Annotated in this window: 27 protein-coding genes and 1 pseudogene; 6 read left to right on the top strand and 22 right to left on the bottom strand. The window is 70.4% G+C overall.

The genetic code is table 11. The annotated features are described in order from the left end of the window. Positions 1 to 50: 50 nt before the first annotated feature. Positions 51 to 1,382 carry a glutamate-1-semialdehyde 2,1-aminomutase gene (gene hemL, locus EBN03_RS19650; RefSeq protein WP_233608469.1) on the bottom strand — a complete coding sequence of 444 codons (1,332 nt, stop codon included), beginning with the start codon at positions 1,380 to 1,382 and terminating at the stop codon, positions 51 to 53. 163 nt (positions 1,383 to 1,545) lie between these two features. On the opposite strand from hemL, the gene EBN03_RS19645 reads away from it, so the two are divergent. Continuing rightward, positions 1,546 to 1,935, top strand: coding sequence for a hypothetical protein (locus tag EBN03_RS19645; RefSeq protein WP_122189533.1), 390 nt, complete (start codon positions 1,546 to 1,548; stop codon positions 1,933 to 1,935). 10 nt (positions 1,936 to 1,945) lie between these two features. On the opposite strand, the gene EBN03_RS19640 is transcribed toward EBN03_RS19645, so the two are convergent. The 4 genes and pseudogenes from EBN03_RS19640 to hemB form a co-directional block, all read right to left on the bottom strand. After that, positions 1,946 to 2,179 (bottom strand): hypothetical protein, encoded by a 234-nt coding sequence (locus EBN03_RS19640; RefSeq protein WP_122189532.1) that lies wholly within the window; start codon positions 2,177 to 2,179, stop codon positions 1,946 to 1,948. A gap of 236 nt (positions 2,180 to 2,415) precedes the next feature. Beyond that, positions 2,416 to 2,892: pseudogene (locus EBN03_RS19635) on the bottom strand (hypothetical protein); the annotation flags it as partial. Between the two features lie 247 nt (positions 2,893 to 3,139). Continuing rightward, entirely contained in the window at positions 3,140 to 3,691 is a 552-nt protein-coding gene (locus EBN03_RS19630; RefSeq protein WP_122189531.1) for a hypothetical protein, read from the bottom strand. After that, on the bottom strand, positions 3,688 to 4,665 hold the full coding sequence (gene hemB, locus EBN03_RS19625; RefSeq protein ID WP_122189530.1) for a porphobilinogen synthase: 978 nt from the start codon (positions 4,663 to 4,665) through the stop codon (positions 3,688 to 3,690). Before hemB ends, EBN03_RS19630 begins: the two co-directional genes overlap by 4 nt. A 225-nt stretch (positions 4,666 to 4,890) precedes the next feature. Between hemB and EBN03_RS19620 the strand changes: the two genes are divergently transcribed. Next, on the top strand, positions 4,891 to 5,163 hold the full coding sequence (locus EBN03_RS19620; protein WP_122189529.1) for a hypothetical protein: 273 nt from the start codon (positions 4,891 to 4,893) through the stop codon (positions 5,161 to 5,163). A gap of 2 nt (positions 5,164 to 5,165) precedes the next feature. Here the strand turns inward: EBN03_RS19620 and EBN03_RS19615 are convergent, their stop codons facing one another. The 5 genes from EBN03_RS19615 to EBN03_RS19595 all read right to left on the bottom strand — a co-directional run bounded on the left by EBN03_RS19615 (position 5,166) and on the right by EBN03_RS19595 (position 10,672). Next, positions 5,166 to 6,725 (bottom strand): bifunctional uroporphyrinogen-III C-methyltransferase/uroporphyrinogen-III synthase, encoded by a 1,560-nt coding sequence (locus EBN03_RS19615; protein WP_122189528.1) that lies wholly within the window; start codon positions 6,723 to 6,725, stop codon positions 5,166 to 5,168. After that, positions 6,722 to 7,720, bottom strand: a complete 999-nt coding sequence (hemC, locus tag EBN03_RS19610) for a hydroxymethylbilane synthase (RefSeq protein ID WP_407671191.1) — start codon at positions 7,718 to 7,720, stop codon at positions 6,722 to 6,724. Before hemC ends, EBN03_RS19615 begins: the two co-directional genes overlap by 4 nt. Before the next feature lie 89 nt (positions 7,721 to 7,809). After that, a complete protein-coding gene (locus EBN03_RS19605; RefSeq protein WP_122189526.1) occupies positions 7,810 to 9,243 on the bottom strand; it encodes a glutamyl-tRNA reductase in 1,434 nt (477 codons plus the stop codon). Further along, entirely contained in the window at positions 9,240 to 10,049 is an 810-nt protein-coding gene (locus EBN03_RS19600; protein WP_122189525.1) for a redox-sensing transcriptional repressor Rex, read from the bottom strand. The genes EBN03_RS19605 and EBN03_RS19600 overlap by 4 nt, the downstream gene beginning before the upstream one ends. A gap of 344 nt (positions 10,050 to 10,393) precedes the next feature. Then, on the bottom strand, positions 10,394 to 10,672 hold the full coding sequence (locus EBN03_RS19595; protein WP_122189524.1) for a glutaredoxin family protein: 279 nt from the start codon (positions 10,670 to 10,672) through the stop codon (positions 10,394 to 10,396). 330 nt (positions 10,673 to 11,002) lie between these two features. On the opposite strand from EBN03_RS19595, the gene EBN03_RS19590 reads away from it, so the two are divergent. Further along, positions 11,003 to 11,923, top strand: coding sequence for an HAD family hydrolase (locus EBN03_RS19590; protein WP_407671190.1), 921 nt, complete (start codon positions 11,003 to 11,005; stop codon positions 11,921 to 11,923). A gap of 1 nt (position 11,924) precedes the next feature. On the opposite strand, the gene EBN03_RS19585 is transcribed toward EBN03_RS19590, so the two are convergent. The 9 genes from EBN03_RS19585 to EBN03_RS19545 all read right to left on the bottom strand — a co-directional run bounded on the left by EBN03_RS19585 (position 11,925) and on the right by EBN03_RS19545 (position 20,881). Continuing rightward, positions 11,925 to 12,962 (bottom strand): lysophospholipid acyltransferase family protein, encoded by a 1,038-nt coding sequence (locus EBN03_RS19585; protein WP_122189523.1) that lies wholly within the window; start codon positions 12,960 to 12,962, stop codon positions 11,925 to 11,927. After that, the gene (locus EBN03_RS19580) at positions 12,959 to 14,032 is read right to left on the bottom strand and encodes an NAD-dependent epimerase/dehydratase family protein (protein WP_122189522.1); all 1,074 of its coding nucleotides are present in this window, start codon (positions 14,030 to 14,032) and stop codon (positions 12,959 to 12,961) included. The genes EBN03_RS19585 and EBN03_RS19580 overlap by 4 nt, the downstream gene beginning before the upstream one ends. Positions 14,033 to 14,234: 202 nt before the next feature. After that, positions 14,235 to 14,336, bottom strand: a complete 102-nt coding sequence (locus tag EBN03_RS19575; protein ID WP_003402602.1) for a 30S ribosomal protein bS22 — start codon at positions 14,334 to 14,336, stop codon at positions 14,235 to 14,237. A 252-nt stretch (positions 14,337 to 14,588) separates the two neighbouring features. Further along, positions 14,589 to 14,813 (bottom strand): helix-turn-helix domain-containing protein, encoded by a 225-nt coding sequence (locus tag EBN03_RS19570; RefSeq protein WP_122189696.1) that lies wholly within the window; start codon positions 14,811 to 14,813, stop codon positions 14,589 to 14,591. Between the two features lie 207 nt (positions 14,814 to 15,020). Further along, complete coding sequence (gene proC / locus EBN03_RS19565; RefSeq protein WP_122189521.1) at positions 15,021 to 15,842, bottom strand: pyrroline-5-carboxylate reductase; 822 nt, start codon at positions 15,840 to 15,842, stop codon at positions 15,021 to 15,023. A 64-nt stretch (positions 15,843 to 15,906) separates the two neighbouring features. After that, positions 15,907 to 16,746, bottom strand: a complete 840-nt coding sequence (locus EBN03_RS19560; protein WP_122189695.1) for a thioesterase family protein — start codon at positions 16,744 to 16,746, stop codon at positions 15,907 to 15,909. Between the two features lie 178 nt (positions 16,747 to 16,924). Further along, a complete protein-coding gene (locus tag EBN03_RS19555; RefSeq protein ID WP_122189520.1) occupies positions 16,925 to 17,824 on the bottom strand; it encodes a sugar phosphate isomerase/epimerase family protein in 900 nt (299 codons plus the stop codon). A 13-nt stretch (positions 17,825 to 17,837) separates the two neighbouring features. Continuing rightward, positions 17,838 to 19,865 carry a hypothetical protein gene (locus EBN03_RS35130; RefSeq protein WP_233608489.1) on the bottom strand — a complete coding sequence of 676 codons (2,028 nt, stop codon included), beginning with the start codon at positions 19,863 to 19,865 and terminating at the stop codon, positions 17,838 to 17,840. Further along, positions 19,862 to 20,881, bottom strand: coding sequence for a Ppx/GppA phosphatase family protein (locus tag EBN03_RS19545; RefSeq protein WP_122189519.1), 1,020 nt, complete (start codon positions 20,879 to 20,881; stop codon positions 19,862 to 19,864). The genes EBN03_RS35130 and EBN03_RS19545 overlap by 4 nt, the downstream gene beginning before the upstream one ends. A 186-nt stretch (positions 20,882 to 21,067) precedes the next feature. On the opposite strand from EBN03_RS19545, the gene EBN03_RS19540 reads away from it, so the two are divergent. The 3 genes from EBN03_RS19540 (at position 21,068) to EBN03_RS19530 (ending at position 22,990) form a co-directional block, all read left to right on the top strand. Beyond that, positions 21,068 to 21,868 (top strand): hypothetical protein, encoded by an 801-nt coding sequence (locus EBN03_RS19540; RefSeq protein WP_122189518.1) that lies wholly within the window; start codon positions 21,068 to 21,070, stop codon positions 21,866 to 21,868. 296 nt (positions 21,869 to 22,164) lie between these two features. Continuing rightward, entirely contained in the window at positions 22,165 to 22,524 is a 360-nt protein-coding gene (locus tag EBN03_RS19535) for an LSm family protein (protein WP_122189517.1), read from the top strand. Between the two features lie 112 nt (positions 22,525 to 22,636). Further along, a complete protein-coding gene (locus tag EBN03_RS19530) occupies positions 22,637 to 22,990 on the top strand; it encodes a hypothetical protein (RefSeq protein ID WP_122189516.1) in 354 nt (117 codons plus the stop codon). Positions 22,991 to 23,094: 104 nt separating this feature from the next. Here EBN03_RS19530 and EBN03_RS19525 read toward each other — a convergent pair whose 3' ends face one another. The 3 genes from EBN03_RS19525 to EBN03_RS19515 form a co-directional block, all read right to left on the bottom strand. Further along, positions 23,095 to 23,784: a response regulator transcription factor gene (locus EBN03_RS19525; protein WP_122189515.1), complete on the bottom strand. Its 690-nt coding sequence runs from the start codon at positions 23,782 to 23,784 to the stop codon at positions 23,095 to 23,097. Further along, the gene (locus EBN03_RS19520) at positions 23,781 to 25,049 is read right to left on the bottom strand and encodes a sensor histidine kinase (RefSeq protein WP_122189514.1); all 1,269 of its coding nucleotides are present in this window, start codon (positions 25,047 to 25,049) and stop codon (positions 23,781 to 23,783) included. The genes EBN03_RS19525 and EBN03_RS19520 overlap by 4 nt, the downstream gene beginning before the upstream one ends. Positions 25,050 to 25,457: 408 nt before the next feature. Beyond that, positions 25,458 to 26,192, bottom strand: a complete 735-nt coding sequence (locus tag EBN03_RS19515; RefSeq protein ID WP_147471642.1) for a S1 family peptidase — start codon at positions 26,190 to 26,192, stop codon at positions 25,458 to 25,460. Positions 26,193 to 26,411 lie beyond the last annotated feature (219 nt).

The raw sequence follows: 26,411 nt of genomic DNA, 5'->3' as shown, positions 1-26,411 counted from the left end.
GAGCGCCGGGATCTCGGAAGGGATGACGCCGGATTCGAGCTGAGGATCGGTCACGCGCTGGGTCCTTCGGGTGTGGCGGCCGCCGCTGCCGCGGCCGCGGCAGGCAGAGCGGTGGCGATGCGGTCGAATGCGTCCTCGTCGAGCGCGGCCGACACGAACCAGGCCTCGAACGCGCTCGGCGGCGCGTACACCCCTCGATCGAGCAGGGCGTGGAAGAAGGCTGGGTAGCGCCAGGTCTGGCTTGCCTTGGCGCCTGCGTAGTCGGTCACCGGCTGATCGGCGAAGAACACGCTCACCATATTGCCCGCGAATTGGACCTGGTGCGGCACACCGGCCGCCACCAGCGCCTCGGTGAACAGCGCGCCCAGCCGGTCGGCGTTGCGGTCCAGTGCCGCGTACACCGCGTCGTCGGCGGCACGCAGCGTGGCCAGGCCGGCGGCGACCGCGACCGGGTTCCCGGACAGGGTGCCCGCCTGATAGACCGGGCCGTTCGGCGCGAGGTGGTTCATGATGTCGGCGCGGCCACCGAACGCGGCGGCGGGCAGGCCACCGCTCATCACCTTGCCGAAGGTGTACAGGTCGCCGGCGACGCCGTCGCGCCCGAACCAGCCGGAACGGCTGACCCGGAAGCCGGTCATCACCTCGTCCATGATCAGCAGGGCGCCGTTGTCGGCAGTGAGCTTGCGCAGGCCCGCGTTGAAACCCGGGACCGGCGCGACCGCGCCCATGTTGCCGGCGGCGGCTTCGGTGATCACACAGGCGATCTCACCGGGGTGCGCGGCGAACGCGGCAGCCACGGCGTCGAGGTCGTTGTAGGGCAGGACCAGCGTGTCGCTCGCTTGCGCGCCGGTGACGCCCGGCGAGGTGGGCAGGCCCAGCGTCGCGACGCCCGAGCCGGCGTCGGCGAGCAGCGCGTCCACGTGCCCGTGGTAGCAACCGGAAAACTTGATGATCTTGCTGCGCCCGGTGAACCCGCGCGCCAGCCGGACCGCGCTCATGGTCGCCTCGGTCCCGGAACTGACCAGCCGCACCCGCTCGACCGGCGACACCCGCTCGGCGATCGTCTCGGCCAGCACGATCTCCGCCTCGGTCGGCGCACCGAACGACAGCCCGCCGGTCGCGGCCCGCTGCACCGCCTCCACCACTGCCGGATGCGCGTGGCCGAGAATCATCGGCCCCCACGAACACACCAGATCGACATAGTCGACCCCGTCGGCGTCGGTCAGATGGCAGCCCTGGGCGGAGGTGATGAAACGCGGGGTACCACCCACCGACTTGAACGCGCGCACCGGCGAGTTGACCCCGCCCGGAATGATCGCGGCGGCACGTTCGAAGAGCTGAGCGGACACCGGCACCTGCGTTGCGCACGGAGAAGAACTCACGGCTCCCAGTGTCGCAGCCCGGCCGCACCGGTCTGCGACAGGGTGTAGGAGAGTGTGGCACGCGACAACACGCCGGGGCACGATATTCGTCAATCGGTCGCTGCGCGGTTGCCGCCGCATACCCTCGATCCGTTCATTCCGGTTCGAACGGGCGGAGGTTCTCATGCGGAAAGTCCTGCTGAGCGTGGCCATCGGAGCGTTGCCGGTGTGCGCCATCCTGGCCGGAACGGGCACGGCGAGTGCGCTGGAACCCGTCAGCCAGCCGGATCAGGGCCGGATCGGGGTGAACCTCACCCACGACGAGACGGTCGCGCTGGCCGACGGCCCGATCCCGGCACTACTGAGCATGGTGGTGTCCCCCAGCCACCTGGGCGCCGGCCTGCAGCCCGACACTCAGCTCGACCGCGACCCCAACGGCGGGGTGCACGCCTCGATGCGGCAGGTGATCATGGAACCGGCCGCGCACCCGGACGGCACCGTCACCATCTACCTCGACGCCCCGGGCTCGCACGGCCCGCGCATCCTCGACATCTACGAGCACTGGCAGCACTGAGCGGCCCGGTTCAGCGATTCAGCAGCCGGTCGCACAGGTCGATCAGCGCCACCCCGGCGAGCGTCCCGAGGGCGGCCGCCGACCCGAGCCAGGGGCCGACGTAGCGGGTCGCGGTGAAGGCGGGTTGATCGCCGACAGCGGGGAATTCGCTGGTCCGGACGCCGAGCCGGGAGCACACGAGCGCGGCCGCGACACCGACGATCAGGACCGTCAGGTCGGCGAGGATCCACCTGGTCCGGGTCACTGCGCCTGCTGCTCGCCGGAGTCGGATTCCGGGGCGCTGCCGGCGATGTCGCCGGTCTCACCTGCGGTACCGGCCGCGGATTCGGCTGCGGCACCAGCGGATTCGGCTGGGGCTGCGTCTCGAGCGGCACCAGCGGATTCGGCTGGGGCTGCGTCTCGAGCGACAACCGCGGATTCGGCTGAGGCTGCGTCTCGGGCGAGAACCGCGGATTCGACGGCGGCGCTGTCCGGACCGGGTTCCGCTGCCGCGCGGCCGACGAGCGCGGCTTCCAGCTCGGCCCGCAGTGTGTGGTGATCGCGGGCCCAGGCCTGCACCATGCCGCCGCTGCGCAGCAGCAGGCCGATCCCCGTCCGCCGGCGCGGCACCCCGCTCAGCTCGCCGAGCGCGCGGGCGGACTCCCATTTCTCCTCGTCGTGGGAGTCCTCGTCGCGCGGCGGCAGGATCTCCGCGATATCGGCCAGGTCGAGTACCTCGGTACCGTCGCGCAGGGCGGTGTCGGTGAGTTCCACGCTCGCGTGCCGCCGGCCCGCGACCACCTGCAGCGAGACGAACCCGGCCAGCAGCAGGGCGCAGAAGGTCAGGCCGAACCAGTGGACGCGGTGCGTGACCAGGAGGTCGCCGATCAGCACGATCAGGCACAGCACCGGGCCGTACGCGACCGTGCGCCAGCGCGCGCCCGGCTCGGCGAACCTCGGTACCTGCGACGAAACCACGATCAGCGAGTCAGCCCCGGCATGATCAGCGCGGCGAGCATGAGCAGCCCGCACGCGGCCACGATCGCGAGGAAGACCAGCTCGCGCCGCAGGCTCGACACCTGATGCTCGACCGTACGCACCGTTGCCTCCGATCTTTCCGGAGGTGATCTGGGAACTTCCGGATGCCCATCAACGTTCTCGCCCAGCCGTTGTGACTGGTTTCACCATACTGCGCCGCGCCGCGGGGACAAATTCGGTTCCGCTCTCACCGCCCGACAGCACGGAACCAGATCTCGGAATCCTTTCGGTGACAAAGGAATACGGCACCACCGAGCAGGACGCCCTGCAGGATGGCCGCACCACCGGACACCAGGTTGCCGAGCCCGCCGCCGATGATCCCGGCGTCCGCGCCGGCCAGGCCGCCCAGCAACGTGCCGATCGCGCCGAACACCGCCAGCACACCCAGCCCGTCGGCCAGCCCACGGGCCCACAACCGGCCGCGGGACAGCTGCGCGACCACACCCGCGACGCCGACGATCAGCGCCAGGCCGATCACCGCCATGGCGATGGCGGCGAACCCGGCCCAGAACCCGACCTGCTCGGGAGTCATGTCCTGCTGTTCCAGGCCCTGCTGGGCCAGGCTGTTCCGGTTGGCGAAGATCGTCGCCGCGCCGGCGAGCACCCGGACCACACCGGCCGCGATCGCGCCCTGCCACAGCAGGACCGCGGTGCGCACGTCCTCCGGCTGCGCCGGCGGGCCTTCCGGTCGTGCCGCGGGGTCCGCCGGCGGATGCCACTGGGTCACCTGATTCGTCACACCAGCCAATGCGCGGCCTCGGCCGCCCAGTAGGTGAGCACGATGTCGGCGCCCGCCCGGCGGATGCTCAACAGCGACTCCAGGATCGCGCCGCGACGGTCGATCCAGCCGCGTTCGGCGGCGGCGGTGATCATCGCGTACTCGCCGGAGATCTGGTACGCCGAGACCGGGACCGTGGAACGGTCGGCGACCTCGCGCAGGATGTCCAGGTACGACATGGCCGGCTTGACCATGACGATGTCGGCGCCCTCGGCCAGATCCAGGTCCAGTTCGCGGATCGCCTCGCGGCGGTTGGCCGGATCCTGCTGGTAGGTGCGGCGGTCGCCCTGCAGTGAGGAACCGACGGCCTCGCGGAAGGGCCCGTAGAAGGCGGAGGCGTACTTGGCGGCGTAGGCGAGGATGCCGGTGTCGGCGAAACCCTCGGAGTCGAGGCCGAGCCGGATCGCGCCGACCTGGCCGTCCATCATGCCGCTGGCGCCGAGCAGGTGCGCGCCGGCCGCGGCCTGGGCACGGGCCATCTCGACATAGCGGTCCAGGGTGGCGTCGTTGTCGACCGAGCCGTCGGCGGCGAGCACACCGCAGTGGCCGTGGTCGGTGAACTCGTCGAGGCAGGTGTCGGCCATCAGGACGGTGGCGTCACCGACTTCGGCGGACAGTCGGCGCAGGGCGCGGTTGAGGATGCCGTCCGGGTCGCTGGCCTGGGTGCCGTTCGCGTCCTTGTCCTCGGGCTTGGGCACACCGAAGATCATGAGCCCGCCGACACCGGCCGTGACCGCCGCGTCGGCGGCCTTGCACAGCGAGTCGATCGAATGTTGTTGCACGCCCGGCATCGAGCTGATGTCGCGCGGCCCGTCGAGGCCGTCGGCGACGAACATCGGGAGGACCAATTGCCTTGGCTCGAGGGATGTTTCGGCGACCAAGCGACGCATGGCAGGCGTCCGCCGCAACCGCCGGGGGCGGTCGATTCCAGTCATATCCGCACAGTACCGCTTCCGCGGAACCGGTCGCACGGCCGAGTGGGGATCATCGCAGATCCATCCCCCTCGACGCGGCACACGTGAGGGGAGCCGACGGCCGGTAGTGGTCTGCGGCAACGATTCTCGTCCCCTACTTGTCGGTGCCCGCCGGTATGATCGAAGACATGTTCGACAGTGGTTCGGCCGTCGGGTTCGAGCCACCTGTTTCGAGGGGAGGATCCCGTGGCCACCACCGAGCCCACGATCATCGACCGTCCGTACCGTCCGCTGACCAAGCACAAGCTGCCGGCCGGCCGCCCGCGCTCCTGGTACGTCATGCACAACCGCCGGTTGAAGGCGATGCGGCTCGCCATCGCCCTGCTCGAATCCGGGGTCTATCGCGCCGACCTGGCCGACAACGACACCATCCGCCGCACCGCCAGCCTGGTCGGCATCCATCCTCCGTCGGACAAGACCTGCCGCCTGGTCCGCGACATGATGCGCACCCGGCGGTAGGCCTAGCGGCGGCGGCTCTTCTTGCGCGGCGGGGGCAGCAGGCCCTCGGCGCGCAGGTGGGCCGCGTGCTCGGCCAGAGCGTCGACCAGCGGGCCGACCTGGGCAACCTCGGGCTGCACGTCCACGCGCAGGCCGAACTCGATGGCCGTCTCGGCGGTCTTCGGGCCGATGCACGCCACGATGGTGCGGGCGTGCGGCTTACCGGCGATGCCGACCAGATTCCGCACCGTGGACGAGGAGGTGAACAGCACGGCGTCGAAACCACCGGTCTTGATCATCTCGCGGGTCTCGGCCGGCGGCGGAGAGGCCCGCACGGTCCGGTAGGCGGTCACGTCGTCGATCTCCCAGCCGCGGTCGCGCAGACCCTCGGCCAGGGTTTCGGTGGCGATATCGGCCCGCGGCAACAGCACTCGGTTGACCGGGTCGAAAACGTCGTCGTAGGGGGGGAAGTCGGCCAGCAGACCCTCCGAGGACTGTTCGCCGCTGGGGACCAGTTCGGGGTTGATGCCGAACGAGCGCACCTTCTCGGCCGTCGCCTCACCCACGCAGGCGATCTTCACGCCACTGAAAGCGCGTGCGTCCAAGCCGAATTCGCCGAACTTCTCCCACACCGCGCGGACCGCGTTGGTGGAGGTGAAGACCACCCACTGGTAGCGGCCGTCGACCAGGCCCTTCACCGCGCGCTCCATCTGCGCGGGGCTGCGCGGCGGCTCGACCGCGATGGTCGGGACCTCCATGGGAATCGCGCCGTGGGTGACGAGCTTCTCGCTCATCTCCCCCGCCTGCTCCTTGGTGCGCGGCACCAGCACGGTCCAGCCGTACAGGGCACGCGACTCCCACCAGGACATCTTCGACCGCTTCTCGACCTCCTTGCCGACCGTGACCACGAGCGGCCCGACCAGCTCGGAGGCGGTGGCGTTCAGGGTCGCCAGGGTGGCCTCGATGGTGCGCTGCTGGCGGCTGGTGCCGCGCACGGTCACCGCGACCGGCGTCTGCGGCGCCAGACCGTGTTCGACCAGCGCGCTCGCGGTCTCGGCGAGATGCCCGGAGGTCGCGTGCAGCACCAGCGGGCCGGGGGCCGCGGCCACCGACGCCCAGTCGACCTCACCGCGGACATCGACCTCGGTGTGCCGGGAACCGAGCGCGATCCCCGCGTAGGCAGGCACCGTGGTCGCCGACGACAGCCCGGGCAGCACCTCGAAGGTCATGTGCGACCGGGTGACGGCGTTGACCTCGGCGATCACCGAATCGGTGGTCAGCGGGTCACCCGACACCAGGCGGACCACGTCGGACCCGTTGCGTGCCTCGGCGACCAGGGTCTTGGCGACCTCGGCCGGATCGCCCAGCGCGGGGCGCACATCGACGGCCGCGGTGCCGTCCTCTCCCGGCTCGACCGCCATGCCGATCAGGGCGAGCACGCCCCGGTCCACGTCGGGATCGGTGAACGCCAGCGTCGCCCGCGCGAGCACCTCGCGTGCCCGAACCGTGAGCAGTGCCGGGTCACCGGGACCCGAGCCCACGAACAGGATCCGGCCAGGGTGCTTCTTGGTGGCTCGACTCATTTGTCGTTCTCCATCGGACTGGAATTGGTCAAGTCTGCGGGGGTGGGGGCGGCTGCCTCCTGCGCGGGACCGCCCACGTCGGGCGGGGTGGTGAGCAAGTCGCGCGCACCGAGCTCGAGCAGCTCGCGCGCCAGGCTCCGGCCCAGTTCCTCGGCCGCCGTGAGCGGCCCGACGACCGATGCCCGGATCACATCGGAGCCGTCGATGGCGGCCGCACAGCCGCGCAACGACAGTTCCTCCACTATTCGGCCGTTGTCGTCGAGTGATTCGACGACCTCGGCCAGCGCGCCGATCGGCGCCGTGCAACCGGCTTCCAGTTCCGCCAGCAGCGCCCGCTCGGCCACGATCGCGGCCCGGGTACCGGCATCGTCGAGGGCGGAAAGGATCTCCACCATCGCCGTGTCGTCGCTGCGGCACTCCACGGCCAGCGCGCCCTGGGCGGGCGCCGGCAGCATCTGCACCGGCTCCAGCGCCTCGGTCACCGCGCCCAGCCGGTCGATGCGGGCCAGACCGGCCCGCGCGACGACCACCGCGTCGAGTTCACCGTCGGTCACCTTGCGCAGCCGGGTGTCCAGGTTGCCGCGCAACGGCACCAGATCCAGGCCCAAGCCGAGCGCGCGCAGCTGCGCGACCCGGCGCGGCGCGGAGGTACCGACCTTGGATCCGGCCGGCAGCTCGCCGAGCACCAGGCCATCGCGGGCCACCAGCGCGTCGCGCGGGTCCTCCCGCGGCGGGATGGCGGCGATGGTGAAGCGCGGGTCCGGCGCGGTGGGCAGGTCCTTGTAGGAGTGCACCGCGATGTCGATCGTGCCGGCGGCGAGCTCGTCGCGCAGCGCCGAGGTGAACACGCCGACGCCGATCTGCTGCACCGGATCCGAGGACTGGTCACCGGCGGTCTTCACGATCACCAGTTCGGCGGGCTGGCCGTTGGCGATCAGCGCGTCGCGGACGGTCCCGGACTGGGTCAGGGCCAGCAGGCTGCCCCGGGTGCCGATCCGCCACGGAACCGCGGCGGTACCGGACGGGTGTTCCCCGCCGTCACCGGCACTGAAGGTGAGAACCGAATCGCTCACGATCGACTCCGTCATGATGCTGTCGTCCCCTGTCCGGCACCGGGGTGGCCGCTGCCACCGAGGTGCCCGGTCGTGAAGTCGTCGGCCAGTTCACCCAGGGCCGCAACTTCCATGGGCGTCGCAACTGCTTGCGCCGCACCGGGTTTGAGTTCGAAAAGTTCCCGCAACGCCTCGGCGTAACTGTCGCCACCGGGCGTGGATGCCAGCTGCTTCACCCGGACCGTGGGCGCGTGCAGCAGCTTGTCGACCACCCGGCGCACCGCGCGGGCGACCTCTTCCCGCTCGTCGGTGCCGAGCGCGGGCAGCTTCGACTCCAGCCGCAGCAGTTCCGCCTCGACGACCTCGGCGGCCCGTTGCCGCAGCGCGGCGACGGTCGGGGTCACTTCGGCCATCCGCTGGCCGGTGAGGAATTTGGCCAGCTCCTCGGCGACGATGGTGCGCGCGGCCGCGGTGTCGTCGGCAGCCGCACCGGCCGCCGGATCGCGCTGCAGCGTCTCCATGTCGATGACGGTCACGTCCGGCAGGCCGGCGACCGCGTGGTCGACGTCGCGCGGCAGACCGAGGTCGCAGATCACCAGCTGGCGCGAATCCTCGCGGCCGGCCAGCGCCCGGTGCGCGTCGGCCAGGGTCACGACGCTGCCGACCGCGCCCGTGCTGGTCAGCACGATGTCGGCGTCGGTGAGCGCCCCGACCAGACCGGACAGGTCGGTGGCCGACGTGGGCACACCGTGCATGGTCTCGGCGGTGTGCGCGAGCCGCCGCGCCCGGTCCAGAGTCCGGTTGACGACGGTGATCCGGCCGATTCCGGCGCGCGCCAGATGCGCGGCGGCCAGGCCGCCCATCGCGCCCGCCCCGACCACGACTCCGACTCGGCCCGCGAGCGTGTTGTCGCTGCTGTCGCCGGTACCGGCCGCGAACACCGTCCGGGCCCGGTCCAGCGCCACCGACACCACCGAGGCACCGGCCCGGTCGATACCGGTCTCCGAGTGCACCCGCTTGCCGACCCGCAGCGCCTGCTGCGCCAGCTCGTGCAGGGTGCGGCCCGCGGCGGAATGCTTGTCGGCGGCGGCGTAGGCGGCGCGGATCTGGGACAGAACCTGCTGTTCGCCGACCACCATCGAATCCAGGCCGCTGGCCACCGCGAACAGGTGCTCGGCGGCCGCTTCGCTGTATCGGACGTAAGCGTGCTTGGTCAGTTCCGGCAGCGGCAGCCCGGAGTGCCGCGACAGCAGCTCACCGATCTCGGCCAGGCCGCCGTGGAAGGCGTCGACGACCGCGTAGACCTCGACCCGGTTGCAGGTGGAGACGATCATGGCCTCGGAGACGTGCTGCGAGGCGAGCATGCGATCGGTCAGCTTCGGCCGGTCGTCGTCGGTGATCGCGACCTTTTCCAGCACCGCGACCGGAGCACTGCGGTGTGAGATTCCGACCAGTAGCACGCTCATTGTGCGACCACCGTCCCCTTGCTGTTCGGTGCCATCGGTTCGGCCACCCGGCGGATCGGGGTGGCGACGGCCGCCATGGTGGACACGGCCGCGACCCAGGACGGCGGCGCGGCGGGCAGGTCCTCGCGGGCGGCCGCGGTCCGGGTCCATTCGAACGACAGCATCTGTAGTTCGACACCGAGATCGACGCGTCGCACCTCGACCGAGGGCGGCGTGGTCAGCGCGAGGGCGGAGAAACTGAGGATGCCGTGCACTCCGGCGGCGACCAGCGCGTCGCACACCTGTTGGGCGGCGCCGTCGGGAACCGCGAGGACGGCCATGGTGGGTTCGAGTTCGCCGACCGAGGCCGCGAGGTCGCGGATGTCGCGCACGATCAGCTCGCCGACCGACGTGCCGATGACCTGCGGGTCGTGGTCGAAGATGCCGACCATGGTGAAGCCGCGGCGGGCGAAACCGCCGTAGCGGGCCAGCGCCCGGCCCAGGTGACCGGCGCCGACCAGGATCACTCGGTGGCCTTCACTGAGCCCGAGCACGCCTTCGATCCGGGTGCACAGCTTGGCGACGTCGTAGCCGACGCCACGCACCCCGTTGGGGCCGAGGAACGACAGGTCCTTGCGAAGTTTGGCGGAACCGACACCCGCCGCGACGGCGAGCTCCTCACTCGATACGATGGCAACGCCTTCGTCGGAGAGGGCTGTCAACACCCGGAGGTAGGTCGCCAACCGGGACACCGTAGCCTGGGGGATGTCCTTACCTAGAGCTTTGCCGGAGACGCCTGGGGTGGGCGGCTCGTGCTGCTCTGTCACGTCGTTCGGCTCCTCGTCCGGCCGGGGTTTCGGGTATCCGCGGTGTCGGGGTTGTTCGGTCGCTCTGGTCCACGCCGGCGTCGCGAGCAGGCGCCGAAAACGGTGTCTTCCCAGGTTTCGGGCGGCCTCCGCGGCCTCGAGTGGGCGGGTTGCGTGACACCACCGTAACCGCTTGTGAAGCCATGCACAAAGTCGGTGAAATCCGTCACTCACCAGGTCCGCCCGAATATTGAACCTTGTCGGCCCGGTGGAGCCCGGCCAACGCGCCGAGTGCGCGCGCACGTCCGGGGCGTACCCGCCGCCGCGACGGCGGTGTGGCCCGGCGGTGGACCGGGCGGGATCGGTTACCGCGCGGCGCCCGCGCCGCGGTTCAGCGTGGCCCGCAATCGGGGTTCGTCGACCTCGAAATAGCTGTGTTCCCGGCCGTCGACCAGCACCACCGGTACCCGATCGCCGAATTCGGCCCGCAGGCCAGGGTCGGTGGCGGCGGCCGCGTCGACGTCCACGCAGCCGGGCACGATGCCGTAGTCCGCGCAGATCGCGGTGAGCTGCTCGAGCGCGACGGCGCAGAGATGGCAGCCGGCGCGGGTCAGCAGGGTCACATCGGGAGTGGGTTCGGTCATCTCTCCATTAAATGCGCAGCCCGCCGGGGTGCCGCGGGCGCGCCGCCGGAAACGACAAGGCCGACAACCCCGTCGGTGCCCTCGGATAGGGTGGTTGTGCCTGCCGCAGCCTCCGGGCCTCAACCGCCGGGCGCGGTTAGGGTCGGTCTCCTAGGGTGGGCGTGTTCGCACGACGGGCGGAGGATTGCGGTGCCGGAACCATCGGAACACACGGGATCTGCTGAGCCGGGCCCCGCAGACAACGGCGCTGCCGACGCGGGTCCCGCGAAGGCGGGATTCGGCTTCATCGCAGGCAGGTTCGGTGAGTTCCCCGCGCGCTGGGGTCACACCCTGTCCAATTTCTCCTACAGCCCGTTCGGCCCGAGCGAGGAAGAGGTGCGCGCCAATCTGGCCGGTGCGGCCAGCGCCGACGCCGCCCTGGCCCTGCACGACGCCGAACTCGCCGAAGCCGGTGAGGATTCGGAGATCCTGCGGGATCTGACCGCGGCCGCCTTCTTCGACGTCGACAACACCATGGTGCAGGGCGCGTCGATCGTGCACTTCGCCCGCGGCCTCGCGGCCCGCAAGTACTTCAAGACCAGCGATCTGGTCGATATGGCCTGGAAGCAGGTCAAATTCCGGGTGACTGGCAAGGAGAGCCAGGGCGATATGGCCTCCGGTAAGGAGAAGGCGCTGTCCTTCATCGCCGGCCGTCCCACCGCCGAACTGGCCGCCCTCGGCGAGGAGATCTACGACGAGATCATCGCCGACAAGATCTGGCCGGGCACCCGCGCACTGGCCCAGATGCATCTGGACGCCGGCCAGCAGGTGTGGCTGGTCACCGCCACCCCGGTCGAGCTGGCTCAGGTCATCGCGAAACGCCTCGGCCTGACCGGCGCGCTGGGCACGGTCGCCGAGAGCGTCGACGGCGTGTTCACCGGCCGGCTGGTCGGCGATATCCTGCACGGCCTCGGCAAGGCGCACGCGGTGCGGTCCCTGGCGGTCCGCGAGGGCCTGAATCTCAAGCGCTGCACCGCATATTCCGACAGCCACAACGACGTTCCGATGTTGTCGCTGGTCGGCACGGCCGTCGCCATCAACCCCGACTCCGACCTGCGCGAGGTCGCCAAGAACCGGGGTTGGGAGATCCGCGACTTCCGCACCGGCCGCAAGGCCGCCAAGATCGGCGTGCCCACCGCCTTGGCGCTGGGCGCGGCGGGCGGCGCGGCGGCGGCCATTCTGACCCGCAAGCGCGACGCCAGAGCCTCCTGAGTTACCCCAGGAAAGTGTTGCGGCGCTTGGTGAGCAGCTTGTACAGCGTGAGCTGGATCGTCTCGCGGACCTGGTCGGTGATCTCGAACATGGTCATCGGGTCGTCGGCCGCCTCCGGCTCGAAACCGGCGGTGCTGATCGGCGTGCCGAACTCGATGTACCACTTCGACGGCAGCGGGACCATGCCGATCGGGCCCAGGTGCGGGAACAGCGGCGTGACCGGGAAGTACGGCAGGCCGAGCAGCCGGGCCAGCGGCGCGATGTCGGCCAGCTTCGGGTAGATCTCCTCGGAGCCGACGATCGACACCGGGATGATCGGTACCCCGGTCTTGACCGCGGCCGACACGAATCCGCCGCGGCCGAACCGTTGCAGCCGGTAGCGCTCGGAGTAGTTCTTGCCGACGCCTTTGAAGCCCTCCGGGAAGACACCGGTCAGTTCGCCGTTGCGCAGCAGGCGTTCGGCGTCGGCCGGGCAGGCCAGGGTGTGGCCGGCCTTGCGGGCCAGGCCGCCGATGAACGGCAATTCCAGCACCAGGTCGGCGGCCAGCAGACGCAGCGTGCGCTGCTTGGGGTGCCGGTCGTGCAGCGCCAGCTGCAGGATCAGGCCGTCGAGCGGGACGACGCCGGCGTGGTTGACCACCAGCAGCGCGCCGCCGCTCTCGGGGACGTTTTCGATGCCGGCCACCTGCACCCGGAACCACAGGTCCGCGAGCGGGCGCAGCGCCGGCAGCATGACCGATTCGAGCAGGTGCTCGTCGAGGCCGAACTCGTCGATCTGGTAGTCGCCGGTGAGCCTGCGGCGGGCGAAGTCGGCGGTGCCGCGGATGCCGTCGCTCAGCACGCCGCGCACCATCTCGCCCAGGCTCTGCGGCGGGCGCGGTGCCGCCTCGGCCAGTCGCGCGGTCAGCGAGGTGACCGGGCTGTCCGGCAGCAGGTGGGCGACATCCTTGACCTGACTCAGCTTGCGGCGCGCGGTCGATCGATGCCGGGTCTCGACATCGACATCATGAAGCTGGATAACCTTGGCCACTTCACTCATTGCGGTGCGCTCCCTATCCGGCCGACCAGGCCGAGAAGTGTGTTTTCAGCTGCGTCGATCCAGCGTGGATCCAGGACGGGCCGCAGCGCTGCGCCCCCGATGTAGTCGTCGAAGGCCTGAACCGTGGTCCAGCGGGGTTCGAAACCGAGTTCGGTCCGCATCCGGGTGGTGTCGAGACCGCATCCGAACAGGAAATAGTCGATCTGTTCCGAGGTGAACGCCTTCATGATCGGGCTCATCAGGTTGCGGCCGACCGATTTGAAGACGAAGTAGGGCACCGGCAGCTCGATGCGGCCGGCCCGGCGCAGGGCCTGCGAGAGCAGCAGGGAACCGTCGCCGGCGACATTGAAGGTGCCACCGGGTGCCGACAGGGCGGCATGGACGAGGGCGGCGATGCCGTCCTCCTCGTGGATCAGCTGCATCCGCGGATCACGGCCCAGAATGCTGGGAGTTATCGGAGATCGCAGATACTGCACACCGTATCCAGCCAGCTTGGGTCCGACCAGCGGCGGGAAACGCAGAATTGCCGCGGCGATATCGGGGCGGCGCCGCGCGAGCCCGCGAACAAATCCCTCGACCTCGATCAGGTCGCGGCCGTAATCACCGCGCGGTGGTGTCCGCGCGCTCATTTCCTCGGTGAATTTCGCCGGGTCCTTGGCACTGCAGCCGTATACCGACGAGCTGGACCGCACGACCACCCGCCGCACGCTCGGTGCCTTCTGGCAGGCTGCGAGCAGCTGCATCGAGCCGAGCACGTTGAGGTCCTTCATGGCGGTGCGGCCACCGCTGGACGGTGGCCGCGACAGGATCGCCGGATGCACGACCGTGTCTACTTCGTTACCGTCGATCACCTTACGGATCAGGGGATTACGAATATCGGCCCGAACGAACTCGGCGCGGCCCATGCGGCGGAGTAATTCGGGACTGGGTTGCCGGGCGTCGACCGCGATGATGCGTTCGACGGCGTCGTCGGCCGCAAGGCGGGACACCACATTGCCGCCGAAGAACCGGCTCACGCCGGTTACCAGGACGACTCGTGGCTTGTGCCCGTCCCGCACGCCGTTTCCCATGCCGAACACCACCCTCAGCAACCCCCATCGCCATCTTCCCGTGTCCAACTGTAGCCGCTGCTACCCGGAGCTCCTATGGAATTAACCACGTTCTAACGTATGGCCCGTGTCACGAAAACGGGGAATGGGTTAAAAATTAGAAATTTCAAAAATAAAAGCCCGCCATCCGAGTCGATGGCGGGCTTCGAGCAAACGCGCAGCGTCACTTGCCGAGTTTGCGTCGCTGCACACGAGTGCGGCGAAGCAGCTTGCGGTGCTTCTTCTTGGACATCCGCTTCCGGCGCTTCTTGATCACAGAACCCATCGGGCTGTTCCTCGCGTTCTCTCTCTAGGCTTCCAGTATTCGCGCTCCCCGGTGCCGGCAAAGGACCACGCCACCGGCAGGCGAACACGCCGAGGGTCGATGATACCGGTCCGGCGGTCGGCGGCCGAACGGGGATCGGTCGCCGCCGTCACACGTGGCCCGGTGGCCCTGATCGCGGGCACCGGAACAGACCGTATGACGAACCGACAGGACACCGGCGGACCCGCGGGGCCGCCGGTAGCCGAAACCGGTTCATCCGGCGTCGAAGTACGAGGTTTCGAGATAGTCGTGTACCGCCTTGGCATGCACCCGGAACGACCGGCCGACCCGCACCGCGGGCAGCTCACCGGAGTGCACCAGCCGGTACACCGTCATCTTCGAGACTCGCATCAGATTCGCCACCTCGGCGACAGTGAGGAACTGCGTCCCTCCGCCTATCGCGGGGCCTGAACCAGAGGAGCTGCTTGCAGACATCATCGTGCCACTGACCTCCGGCACGCCCGCGCCGCCGGCTTCCCCACCGGCGGAACAGACACGCACGTGCTCCTAGCAGCTTAGCGGGACCAGTGGGATAGCTGCGACGGGTGTGAGAAATACAGTTGTCCCCGCCTGAACCCGGCCGTCATCGCGCGTTCACCATGCACCGCGATCCGGCACCCCCACGCGGGCCGCTCCGAAGCCGGATTACGAAGGGGTAGCTCCCAGTTCGCGCGCACGCCCTTCCGCCGCGTGCAGCGCCTCCTGGAACGCCGAGCGGACTCCGGCCCGTTCCAGTTCCCGCAGAGCAGCCGCCGTGGTCCCGCCCGGCGAGGTCACGCCCGCGCGCAATTCGACCGGAGTCTTTCCGGACTTGGCCAGCAGGGCCGCGGAACCGAGCATCGTCTGCGCCACCAGCTGCGTGGCCACGTCGCGGCCGAGCCCCAGGCCCACACCGCCGTCGATCATCGCCTCCACGACCAGGAAGAAGTAGGCCGGACCCGAGCCCGATACGGCGGTGACCGCGTCCAGCTGCGCCTCGGTGACGGTCACGACCGCGCCGACCGCCGACATGATCTCCCCGACCTGCGCCAGCTGCGCCGCGGTGGCACAGCGGCCCGGCGCCAGCGCGCTCATCCCCTCGCCGACCAGCATCGGCGTATTCGGCATGACCCGCACGACGGGCGTCCCGACCGGCAGCAGCGATTCGATGGACGCGATGGTCACACCCGCGGCCAGCGACACCACCAGCTGGTCGGTCTCCGGCCGGTCCAACTCGACCTTGCCGATCTCTCCCAGCACCACCGGCACCACCTGCGGCTTGACCGCGATCACCACGATGTCGGCCCACTGGGCGGCCTCGGTGGCGGTGGCGCGCACCTGCACACCGAGCCGTTCGGACAGCTGTTCGGCGCGCGCGGGGGACGGCTCCACGACGGACAGGTCCGTGGCCACGTGCCCGGACTCCAGCAATCCGGCGAGCAGCGCTTCGCCGATCTGTCCGCCGCCGACCACCGCAATTTTCGTCATGCCGCCCAGATTATCCGGTACCGGGCCACATTTCGGGCGCGGGGCGAATCCGGCGGCGACGCGCTCAGCGCGGCTGCGGAATCAGCGCCAGCTGACGGCTCTGTGCCACGACCGCGCCGGTGGCGTCGAGCACCAGCTGGTCCTCGTCGAACATGCGCGGCCCGATCTCGCGGGCGGTCGCGATGACCCGCAGCCAGCCCGGCGTGGGGCGGCGGCGCAGGTAGGTGGTCATCTGGACGGTCGGCGCCCAGCCGAACCGGCCCAGGTTCATGGTGACCGGCGGGGACATGTCGGCAGACATGATCGCGAAGAACGCGAACACGTCCTCGTCGCGCTGGTCGCCCGGGCGCGGGCGGATCCAGATCCGCAGCCGCGGCTCACCGGTCTCACGGTCCAGGAACCGCGCCCAGCCCGGGTCGATGGCCATGTCGGCGCCTTCGGAGACGTGCACGATCTTGCCCATCGGGCTGCCGATGTAGCCTTGCGCCGCGGCGAAGGGCTCGGCCGGCATGTCGTCGGCGGCGGACGCGGCGTACTGCGGGGGCTCGTCGCCTTCGAGCTGCCCGAAGGTGAAGGTGGTGTGCACGCAGAGGCGCTCACCCTGGTACATGTCGACGTCCACGAGCGCGATCTGACGGCCCGTCTTGCGCACGGTGACCTGGTACTCCACCGTGCCAGGTTCCGGAGCACCCAGGAAGTCGCTGGCGGCCGCGATGGGCATCATGTGCGCGAGGTCCGGCTGCGACTCGCGCAGCCGGCGGGTGGCGGCCGCGGCACCGGCGGCGACCATCGTGCCGCCGTGCACCTTGGGGCCGATGGTCCAGATCGGGCCGATCTCGCCGCGGTAGCGACCGTCACCGAGGGCGGTCAGGGCGCAGACCCGGCTGAACGGCGCGTCGTCCACGGTGGGATCCGACAGCTCCACGCTCTCCTCACCGATCACCTCGGTCACCTGCGACTCCTCTGTCTCGACCACCTCGGCAGCGCTGACCGGGCCAGCGCTCGTACACCGTATAAGTGTTCCGGATCGGGCGCCGAATTCCTACCCGATGTGACCGATCGTGCATCCCGGCCGGCACGAGTCAGCCCAGCACGCCGGACCGCTCCGGCTCCGGCGCCGGCTCCACATCACGCAGGTGGGTCCGGGCGAAGGTCAGCGACCGGTTCAACATGGCGGCCCGATCCGCGGTGGTCCGCGCGTTCTGCGTGTTCACCTCGAGCACCGCCTGACCGCGGAAACCGTGGCGCATCATCGCCGCGCACACCTCGACGCACGGCTGGGTCCCGTCGCCCGGGATCAGATGCTCGTCGTGCGCCGCGCCCCGACCGTCGGCCAGATGCAGATGCGCCAGCCGAGAACCCATGCGGGACAACAACGCCAGCGGATCCATCCCCGCCGTCGAGGTATGCGACAGATCCAGGGTGTAGTGCCCGAACCCGACATCGGTCGGATCGATGGACGGACTGAACGCGCTCATCGCCAGACCGGGACCACCGCGGCGCTCCAGCCGCCGCACCGCGCCCGTGGTGCGGCCGAACAGGGTGTCCGCGCGCATCGGGAACATGTTCTCCACCGCCACGATCACCTCCGAACCCGCCTCCAGCTCCGCGACCTGATCGGCGAAACCGTCCGCGTACCGGCGCTGCCAGCGGAACGGCGGGTGCACCACCACCGTGCTCGCGCCCAGCGTCTCCGCGGCGCGCACACTGCGCTCCAGCTTCGCCACCGGATCCGGGCCCCAGACCCGTTGCGAGATCAACAGACACGGTGCGTGCAACGCCAGCACCGGAATCCCGTAGCGCCGCATGTACATCTGGACGGTATCGATGTTCTGGCTGGCCGGTTCCGCCCACACCATCAGCTCGACACCGTCGTAACCGACCTCGGCGGCGTAGCGGAACGCCGCCTCGGTGTTCTCCGGGTAGACCGAAGCGGTGGACAATCCGACCCGGACGGGCGGGGTCTGTCCCGAGGTGGTCACGACAGCTCCTGGCTCAGTTCGTGCTCAGCATGAATGCCAATGGTCCCAGAGTGACGAAACTTCCGACCAGGACCGCCATCACCGTGCTGAAGATGTCATCGCTGCGGCGCAACACCCGCACCAGCGCCACTAGGCCGAGGATCACCACCACCGCCAGGGCGAGCGCCACGAACGGCAGGACGTCCCACATCTTCTCGAAGCCCTTGAACATCAGCATGCCGGCGACGGCCGCACCGGCGACCTGCAGTCCGAGCATGGTCCACGGCCGGTCCGCGAGACCCGCGCCCGCGCCCCGAGCCGCCTTCGACCGGCGTGCGACCCGGTCGGAGACCGCCAGCCGGCGCATGGACTCGTCGGCGCGGCTGCGCGGCTTACCGCCCTGGCCCTTGCCGGGCGGCGACTTGCGGCCGTTCTTCGGGCCGGGCCGGCGCGGGCGCTCGGACCGGTTGTCGAAGTCCTCGTCGGGCTCGGCGCCGACCGGCTCGAACAGTTCGGTCCGGCTCTCCGCGAGCGGCGGCTGCTCCGGCCGGCCACCGCGGCGCCCGGCACCGAGCGCCGCCGGGCGGGACCAGCCACCGCGGCCACCGCGCTCGTCGTGATCGTGAAGGTCGTCGTGGTCTTCCGGTGCGCGACCACCGCGACCGCGCGGATCCTGGTCGTCGCGCGGGCCCCGGTTGCCCCGGCCCGCGTGCGGACCGCGTTCCGGTGCCGGGCCGCTTTCCTGGTGTGCCACACGGCCGTTCGGCTCGTCACGCTGGGCGCGTCGGTCCCGGCGGCTGCGCGGCTGCTCTTCGACGCCGTCGAGTTCGGGGCCGGCGTCGCGGACCGGGGCGCGGTCGCCGCGCCGGCGGTTGTCGCGTCCACCGCGGCCGCGTCCGCCCTCTGGTCCACGCTCGTCGGCGCCGCGGACCGGGCCACCGCTGCGGGCCTGACGGTCCAGGGCCGCCAGGGACCAGACGGCGGTCGGCTCACCCGAGGTGTCGTCGACGGGAAGATCGGGACGCTGCTGCGGCGGAGCGTCCACGCGGCGGCGCGCCGACCAGGCCGGCAGTGCCGGGCCGGAGCGGTCGCCGCGGCCACGCGGCGGCTGCTGTTCGGCGGGCAGTTCACGCACCGAGCGTCCCGAATCTCGCGGCGGCAGTGGCGGTTTCGGTTCCGGTCCACGCGGTTGCGGCGGCTGCGGTTCGCGCAGCGCCTGGGGGGCGGGTCCGCGCGGCGGCTGCGGTTCCGGACCGCGCTGCGGCGGCTGCGGGCCCCGCTGCGGTTCGGGACGCGGCGGCGTCCAGCCGTTCTGCCGGGGGTCCTGCGGCGGCGCCCAGGCCTGCTGCGGCTCCGGCTCGCGCGGCGGCGTCCACGTGGGCGCCGCGCCGCCGCTGTAACCGAGCAGGTCGGCGGGACCGGGCTCGTCGTCGTCCTTGCGCCGGCGGCGGCCACCGCGGGCAGGTGCCGGCTCGGCCGCGGGCACACCGCCGGCCAGCTGCTGTTCGAGCGCCTCGCGCTGTTCCCGGCGGGCCCGCCGGCCACCGGAGGCGGGCGCGGCGGGCGGGGTGAAACCGGCCGCCGGGGCCTCGAACCCGCCGGTGGACGGACCGTAGCCGGGCTGCGGCGCGGGTTGCTCTGCGCGGGAACGCCTTCCGCCGCGACCGGACTCACGCGCCGGCGGCTCCGGCGGGGTCCACTGCGGTTCCGGCGCGGGCGCCTGCCACTGTGGCGCGGCCGGGGGTGCCTGCCACTGCGCGTCCGACGGCGGCGGGGTGCGGCGACCGCCACGCGATTCGGCGAGCGGATCGAAGTAGGTGATGGGTCCCGACACCGGCGACTGCTCCGGTGCGTACCCGTCGGGCGCCGGATAGGTGTCGGAGGCGGGACCCGCGTGCGACGAGTTGCCCTCCGGCACGACCGGCAGGTCGCCGGTCAGCTCACTGACCGAGATACCCCGGCCGCCGCGCCGCCGGCGCCCGCTGGAGGACGCCTGGGCGTTCTTCCCGCCGTTGCGGGCGATGAGTTCCGCGACAGACAGCTGAGAGGATTTGTCACTCATTTCGACACCGTTTCGATCGTGTCGGTTACGACGGCCGTACGGCCATTGCCGGTCGCCGGTTCACCGGCGTTGCCCGTGCCCGGCTCGCCGGCCAGGTCGGAGTCCAGTTTGCGCAGGATCAGGCCCTCACGCAGCGCCCACGGACAGATCTCCAGGCTCTCCAGGCCCAGTGCCCGCATGCTCGCCTCGGCCACCAGCGCGCCGGCCACCAGCTGCTGGGACCGATCGGAGCTGACGCCCTCCAACTCGGCGCGGTCGGCGGCGGTCATCCGCGAGATGAACGCGATCAGCTGGCGCAGGCCCGACGCGGTGAGCTCGCGGCGGGCGCGGGGACCGGCCGACGACGGCGCGGCGCCGGTGAGCCGGGCCAGCGAACGGAACGTCTTGGAGGTGCCGACCGCGAGGTCGGGGCGGCCCGCATCGAGCAGCTGCTTGGCGGGCAGCGTGAGTTCGGCGTCCAGCCAGTCGCGCAGGACGGCGACCTTGCGCTTGCCCGGCGGATCGTCGCGCAGCCAGTCGCGGGTGAGGCGGCCGGCCCCGAGCTGCAGCGACAGCGCCACGTCGGGTTCCTCGTCGCCACCGTTGCTCATCTCCAGCGAGCCGCCGCCGATGTCGAGGTCGAGGATGCGGCCGGCGCTCCAGCCGTACCAGCGGCGGACCGCCAGGAAGGTGAGCCGGGCCTCGTCGACTCCGGTCAGCACGCGCAGCTGCACGCCGGTCTCGGCCCGCACCCGGGCCAGCACGGCCTCGGAATTCGCCGCTTCCCGCACCGCGGAGGTGGCGAAGGCCATAAGTTGAATACAGCCGGAAGTCTTTGCGATAGCGGCGAATTCGGCGACAGTGTCGGTGAGCCGCTTGGCGCCGGCGGTGGTGATGCGGCCGGAGTCGTCGATGCTCTCCGACAGCCGCAGGGTGGCCTTGGTGGAACTCATCGGCATCGGGTGCGCACCGCGATGCGCGTCCACCACGAGCAGGTGGACGGTATTGCTCCCTACATCGAGGACACCTAGCCGCACATGAACACGGTAACGGTTGCGCAGCGGTCGCGGAGGGTGCCGGTCGTCTCTTCGGCATCTTTGCGTCACATTTGCTGCTCCGGAAGGCTCCGGGCGCCACGGCGGCCGCTGGAACTGTTAGCGTCTGGCACTGTGACCTCAGGTGCATCCAGCAGCGTGCGATCCGGTCCTCCAGCTGCGGGAAAGATGGTCCCGACGCCCGAAGTCGAGCCCGATTTCCCCCGCGAGTGGGTCGAATTCGTCGACCCCGCGAACGCGGAGCACACCATCGTCGCGGACCTGACCTGGCTGCTCTCCCGGTGGACATGCGTGTTCGGGACTCCGGCATGCCAGGGCATCCTCGCCGACCGTCCCGACGACGGCTGCTGCTCGCACGGCGCGTTCCTGTCCGACAACGACGACCGCAAGCGACTGCGGGACGCGGTCCGCACCCTGACGCCGCAGGACTGGCAGCTGATCGACGTGGCCCGCGGCCCCGACGGCAAGGTCAAGCAGAAGCTGTTCCTGGAGCACGACGAACTCGACGACGAACCGGCGCTGCGCACCCGCCGCGTCGACGGGGCCTGCATCTTCCTCAACCGGCCCGGATTCGCCGGCGGCGTCGGCTGCGCCCTGCACACCATGGCCCTGCGCACCGGCGTGGAACCGTTGACGGTGAAACCGGACGTCTGCTGGCAGCTGCCGATCCGGCGCACCCAGGACTGGGTCGACCGCCCCGACGGCGTTCAGATCCTGCGCACGGTGATCACCGAGTACGACCGGCGCGGCTGGGGCCCCGGCGGCGCCGACCTGGACTGGTACTGCAGCGGCTCCCCCGACGCGCACACCGGTTCGCGCCCGGTCTGGCAGTCGTACGCGCCGGAACTGATCGAGCTGCTCGGGCAGCCCGCCTACGACGAGCTGGCCCGCCTCTGCAAGCGCCGAGAAGGCTTGGGCCTGATCGCGATCCACCCCGCCACGGCCCGGTCGTCCGAGCCCGACGAATAGCCCCACCGAGCAGCTACTTTCACGATTCGCGCGGCGGAATTCCTTATCGCGCAACCAGATCCGATCGGGCGAACGCGAATCTCCGCATCGTTGCGGCGCCGCGACGAGTCACGCGCGAACGCGACAACCCTGCGTAGCGCCGGAAAATTGCGGTAGCGCGGAGAAAAACGAGCGCTAGTCCGGGCGAAAAGTCCGAATTCGCGCGGATATCTCACGATTGCGCGCACAGGTGTCGATCGCACGCCATGCGGCATTTACCTCATCGTGATAGGTATCGGACCATGATGAGGAAATTTGTGACTGCCGCCGTCCTGGCCTCCGGTTCCGCACTCGTGGCCATGCCGGCCGCCCACGCCGACGACGCCCCCGCCGCCGACCCCACCCAGTACTCGGACGTGACCGCCAAGTTCGTGGATTTCCGCGACGCCGAGGTCACCAACGAGATGACCACCGCCGTCACCTCGCTGAAGCTGCAGGTGCAGCAGGCCCACCCGATCATCGTCAGCCCCTACGGCACGACCAAGATCATCGCCTGCCGCGGCAACGGCGCCGACGTCGCCTACTACGACTGCCAGCAGCACGACGACTTCGGCTGGTTCCCGCTGCACACCGTCAACTACCCGGTACTCGGGACCATCTACACCTCGATGCTCTAGCGGCGGCGTAGCGCGCGGGCGGGCGCCGTCGGCCGACGGCGCCCGCCGCGACACGAACTCGCGCCGGCCCGGCCTGTGCAACATCGGCGCCGCGAGGCCCGATGATCCCGGCATGAAGAAACTGTTGCTCGCCGCGGCCGCCGCAAGCGGAGCGCTGCTTCTCGCCCCCACCGCCCTCGCCCACGCCGAATGGCCCGCCGAGGACGACGGCCTCTACGGCTGGAACGCCTACTCCGACCGCACCGGCTCGTTCGTGTCGGTCTTCGACGCCCGGGCCTGGCTCGGCGGTGGCAGCTCGGCCCAGCTCGCACTGGTCAGCCCGTACGGGGTGTCGCATCCCATCGAATGCCGGGGCGACGGCCACTACGTCCGGATGCACGCCTGCCAGCAGCTCGACAACGACGGCAACTGGCACGAACTCGACTCGTACCCGATCGGTCCGTGGACCCTGTACGCCTACCGCTGACCGCCACACCCACGGCCGGGCGCCATATCGCCTCGGGCCGCGACCGCGGGCCCGAGGCCCCGGCCGGGCGTGATCACGCCGCGGCCGCAAGGCCCCTCGACGCCTTATGCCTCGAGCTTGTATCCCAGGCCGCGAACCGTGACCAGGTGCTCGGGCTTGGCCGGGTCGGCCTCGATCTTCGACCGCAGCCGCTTCACGTGCACGTCCAGGGTCTTGGTGTCACCGACGTAGTCGGCACCCCACACCCGGTCGATGAGCTGGCCGCGGGTCAGCACCCGGCCGGAGTTGCGCAGCAGGTATTCGAGCAGGTCGAACTCCTTGAGCGGCAACGTCACCGACTTGCCGTTCACCTGCACGGTGTGCCGGTCGACGTCCATCCGGACCGGACCGGCCTCGAGCACGCCGCTCTCGTTGTTGCCGTCGATCTCCTCGCCGGCGCCGCGGCGCAGCACCGCGCGGATGCGCGCGATCAGCTCGCGGGCCGAGTACGGCTTGGTGACGTAGTCGTCGGCGCCGAGCTCGAGCCCGACCACCTTGTCGATCTCGCTGTCCCGCGCGGTCACCATGATCACCGGCACGCTGCTCTTGGTACGCAGCTGCTTGCAGACGTCGGTGCCGCTCATGCCGGGGAGCATCAGATCGAGCAGGACGATGTCGGCGCCCGAGCGGTCGAATTCCGCCAGCGCGGACGGGCCGTCACCGGCGATGGTGACCTCGAACCCCTCCTTGCGCAGCAGGAACGCGAGCGGATCGGCCAGCGACTCCTCGTCCTCGACGATCAGCACACTCGTCATCGGGTTGCCTCCACACCGTTGGTTCGGGCGCGTGCCACCGGGCGCGCGCCACTGTCCTTCATGCCTGCCGGAGTGTTTCCGGCGGGACTTCTCTGGGCCGCGTCGGCGGCCTCCTCGTCCTCGCTGACGGCGTCGGACGGGGCGGCCGGGATCCGGAGCGTGAATGTGGACCCGGTGCCCAGCTTGCTCCACAACGCAATCTCACCATTGTGATTCGCCGCGACGTGTTTGACTATGGCCAGTCCGAGCCCGGTACCGCCGGTCGCACGAGAGCGGGCCTTGTCGGCCCGGAAGAAGCGCTCGAACACGCGCTCCTGGTCCTCCTTGGCGATACCGATGCCGCGGTCGGTGACCGCGATGTTCACGCAGCCCCCGCGCAGCGACCGGCTCACCGAGACGTGCGAGCCCTTCGGCGAGTAGTTGATGGCGTTCTCCACCAGGTTCGACAGGGCGGTGACCAGCAGGGTCTCGTCGCCCAGTACCTCGAGTCCGGAGTTGGAGTCGGTGCTCACGGTGATGCCGGCGGCCTCGGCGGAGATGCGCGAGCGCTCGATGGAGGTGTGCACGACCGAGTCGACGTCCACCGCCTCCAGCTGCGGCAGCTTCTCGGCGCCCTGCAGCCGCGACAGCGCGATCAGTTCGGTGACCATGTTGCCCATGCGCCGCGCCTCGGTCAGCAGCCGCTCACCGAAGTGGCGGACCGAGTCGGGGTCGTCGGCGGATTCGAGCAGCGCCTCGGCCAGCAGGCTCATGGCGCCGACCGGGGTCTTGAGTTCGTGGCTCACGTTGGCGACGAAGTCGCGGCGGGTGGCCTCCATGCGGGCCTGTTCGGAGTCGTCGTCGGCGAACAGGACCACGAAGGTGGATTCGTCGCGGGAGAGCGGGCGGGCGACACCGCGCACGGCGATGCGGCTGCGGCCGGGGACCGGGTGCTTGGCGGTGAGATCGAAGTCGACGTCCTCGCCGACCGCCAGCACCTTCTCCACCGCCGACCAGGCGCGCTCGTCGAGCAGCCGGTCGCGGACCAGGCCCAGTTCCTCGGCGCGCGGGTTGACCAGCACCACGTCGCGGTATTCGTCGACGACGGCGATGCCGCTCTCGGAGGCGAGCACGATCAGGTCCAGCACCTGGGACATGGTCAGGCCGTTGTCGTCCTCGCCCCGCTGCGACTGCCGGGCGTTGACATACGGGATGAGCAGCCCTCCGACGGCCAAGCCGACGACGGCCGCGAGGACCGCCAGCATCACAGCCTGAGGAACACTCACAGGAGAATCGTACGATTACCGACACGGCTCCAGAGCGCGGGAGCGGGAAGTTTCGCGCAGGTCACAGCGGATTACCGTGTCGTTGGCCCGGTGTTCACATCCCGTTGGCCGGGCGCCGGGTCCCGGCCAATCCCGGAGTGCTCGAGCCACATTCGCCCATTGCGTTGGCGCATCACACATCTCACGACCCGGCCGCGTACGGCCCCGATCCCATTGTGCCCAACCGCGGCCACGCACCCCCTTCGATCGCCTCCGATGTGAGATGCGACTCAACATCCACAGCCGCTCGCTCTTACCCGGCGTGCGGGTCGCGCGCACTCGCGGCGGGAGTGGTCCGGAAACGACCGCGCCCGGCCCGGCGGTGGTCCGCGGGGCCGGGCGCGGTACGAACGCCGCCGAGATCCGGGATCAGATCAGGTGGAAGCCCGCACCCGGGCCACCGCCGCGATCGATGTCGGCCAGTACGCCCGCGAAGTCGGTCGCCAGCTCCGGCTCGTGGATGAGGTCGCCGGGACCGGTGCAGTCCGGCAGCGGGATGTCGATCGGGCCCGCGGTGAAGTCGGTGCCGGCGACGACCATGCCGACCACCCGGTTCCCCTCGAGCACCGGGGCACCCGAGTCGCCGTGGTTGGCGCACAGCTCGCTACGGAAATAGGTCGAGTGCGTCTCCCAGATCGGACCACAGGTGAAACCGGTGGTGCGGCCGTTCTTGCAGGCCAGGTCACCGACGCGCGGATGACCGCCGACGGTGTCGATCACCGTCGGGCCCACCTGGCGGACCGGCGCCACCTTGCCGGGGTTCAGCACGATGACCGCCCAGTCACCGGTCGAGCTCTTGTTGACGATCACGCCCACCGAACCCGCGTGCAGGTTCTCCTCGGCGGCCACCCGGGCACCGATCTCACCGCAGTGCCCGGCGGTGAGGGCGACCAAGTCGTTGTCGCGGTCGGTGCCGACGGCGGTGATCGTGCACGCCGACGCCGACGTCGCGTCGGAGAGGTCCTCGATCAGGATTCCCGAGCCTCCCCCGAGCGGGACCGTCGGGTCCGCGTGCGCGGTCCCGGCGGTCGCCAGACTGCCGACGGCGAAGACCGCCGGCACCAGGGCACGACCCAGCCTGCGGGTCCGGCCCTTTTCGATCATGGTGTTCTCTTTTCTGCTGCAGCGAGGTTGTCGCCGACGCCGCAGCCCGCGGTACCCACCCCGGGCCGACGGATCGGATTCCCCCTGCGCAGTAGACCGTTCAGCGGCTGCGTCACGCCGAACGGCTGGACGCTACCAGCCCGCCGGGCACCCGTCCACGCATATGGATGCACGGCTGGGAACAGGTACGTGAACAGGTCCGGAAACGCGAAAACGCCG

Origin of the sequence: Nocardia stercoris (assembly GCF_003696265.1) — a bacterium.
Lineage (GTDB): Bacteria > Actinomycetota > Actinomycetes > Mycobacteriales > Mycobacteriaceae > Nocardia > Nocardia stercoris.
This window is presented reverse-complemented; position numbering and strand designations above follow the sequence as displayed.

Excerpts from the sequence above, each read along its gene's own strand:
- EBN03_RS19585 (WP_122189523.1), bottom strand. The coding sequence starts at position 12,962 with ATGAGTGAAGTGGCCAAGGTTATCCAGCTTCATGATGTCGATGTCGAG.
- EBN03_RS35130 (WP_233608489.1), bottom strand. The coding sequence starts at position 19,865 with ATGAGTGACAAATCCTCTCAGCTGTCTGTCGCGGAACTCATCGCCCGC.
- EBN03_RS19645 (WP_122189533.1), top strand. The coding sequence starts at position 1,546 with ATGCGGAAAGTCCTGCTGAGCGTGGCCATCGGAGCGTTGCCGGTGTGC.
- EBN03_RS19605 (WP_122189526.1), bottom strand. The coding sequence starts at position 9,243 with ATGAGCGTGCTACTGGTCGGAATCTCACACCGCAGTGCTCCGGTCGCG.
- EBN03_RS19540 (WP_122189518.1), top strand. The coding sequence starts at position 21,068 with ATGGTCCCGACGCCCGAAGTCGAGCCCGATTTCCCCCGCGAGTGGGTC.
- EBN03_RS19580 (WP_122189522.1), bottom strand. The coding sequence starts at position 14,032 with ATGGGAAACGGCGTGCGGGACGGGCACAAGCCACGAGTCGTCCTGGTA.
- EBN03_RS19615 (WP_122189528.1), bottom strand. The coding sequence starts at position 6,725 with ATGAGTCGAGCCACCAAGAAGCACCCTGGCCGGATCCTGTTCGTGGGC.
- EBN03_RS19530 (WP_122189516.1), top strand. The coding sequence starts at position 22,637 with ATGAAGAAACTGTTGCTCGCCGCGGCCGCCGCAAGCGGAGCGCTGCTT.
- hemB (WP_122189530.1), bottom strand. The coding sequence starts at position 4,665 with ATGACTGGAATCGACCGCCCCCGGCGGTTGCGGCGGACGCCTGCCATG.
- EBN03_RS19575 (WP_003402602.1), bottom strand. The coding sequence starts at position 14,336 with ATGGGTTCTGTGATCAAGAAGCGCCGGAAGCGGATGTCCAAGAAGAAG.
- EBN03_RS19525 (WP_122189515.1), bottom strand. The coding sequence starts at position 23,784 with ATGACGAGTGTGCTGATCGTCGAGGACGAGGAGTCGCTGGCCGATCCG.
- proC (WP_122189521.1), bottom strand. The coding sequence starts at position 15,842 with ATGACGAAAATTGCGGTGGTCGGCGGCGGACAGATCGGCGAAGCGCTG.
- EBN03_RS19570 (WP_122189696.1), bottom strand. The coding sequence starts at position 14,813 with ATGATGTCTGCAAGCAGCTCCTCTGGTTCAGGCCCCGCGATAGGCGGA.
- EBN03_RS19595 (WP_122189524.1), bottom strand. The coding sequence starts at position 10,672 with ATGACCGAACCCACTCCCGATGTGACCCTGCTGACCCGCGCCGGCTGC.
- EBN03_RS19515 (WP_147471642.1), bottom strand. The coding sequence starts at position 26,192 with ATGATCGAAAAGGGCCGGACCCGCAGGCTGGGTCGTGCCCTGGTGCCG.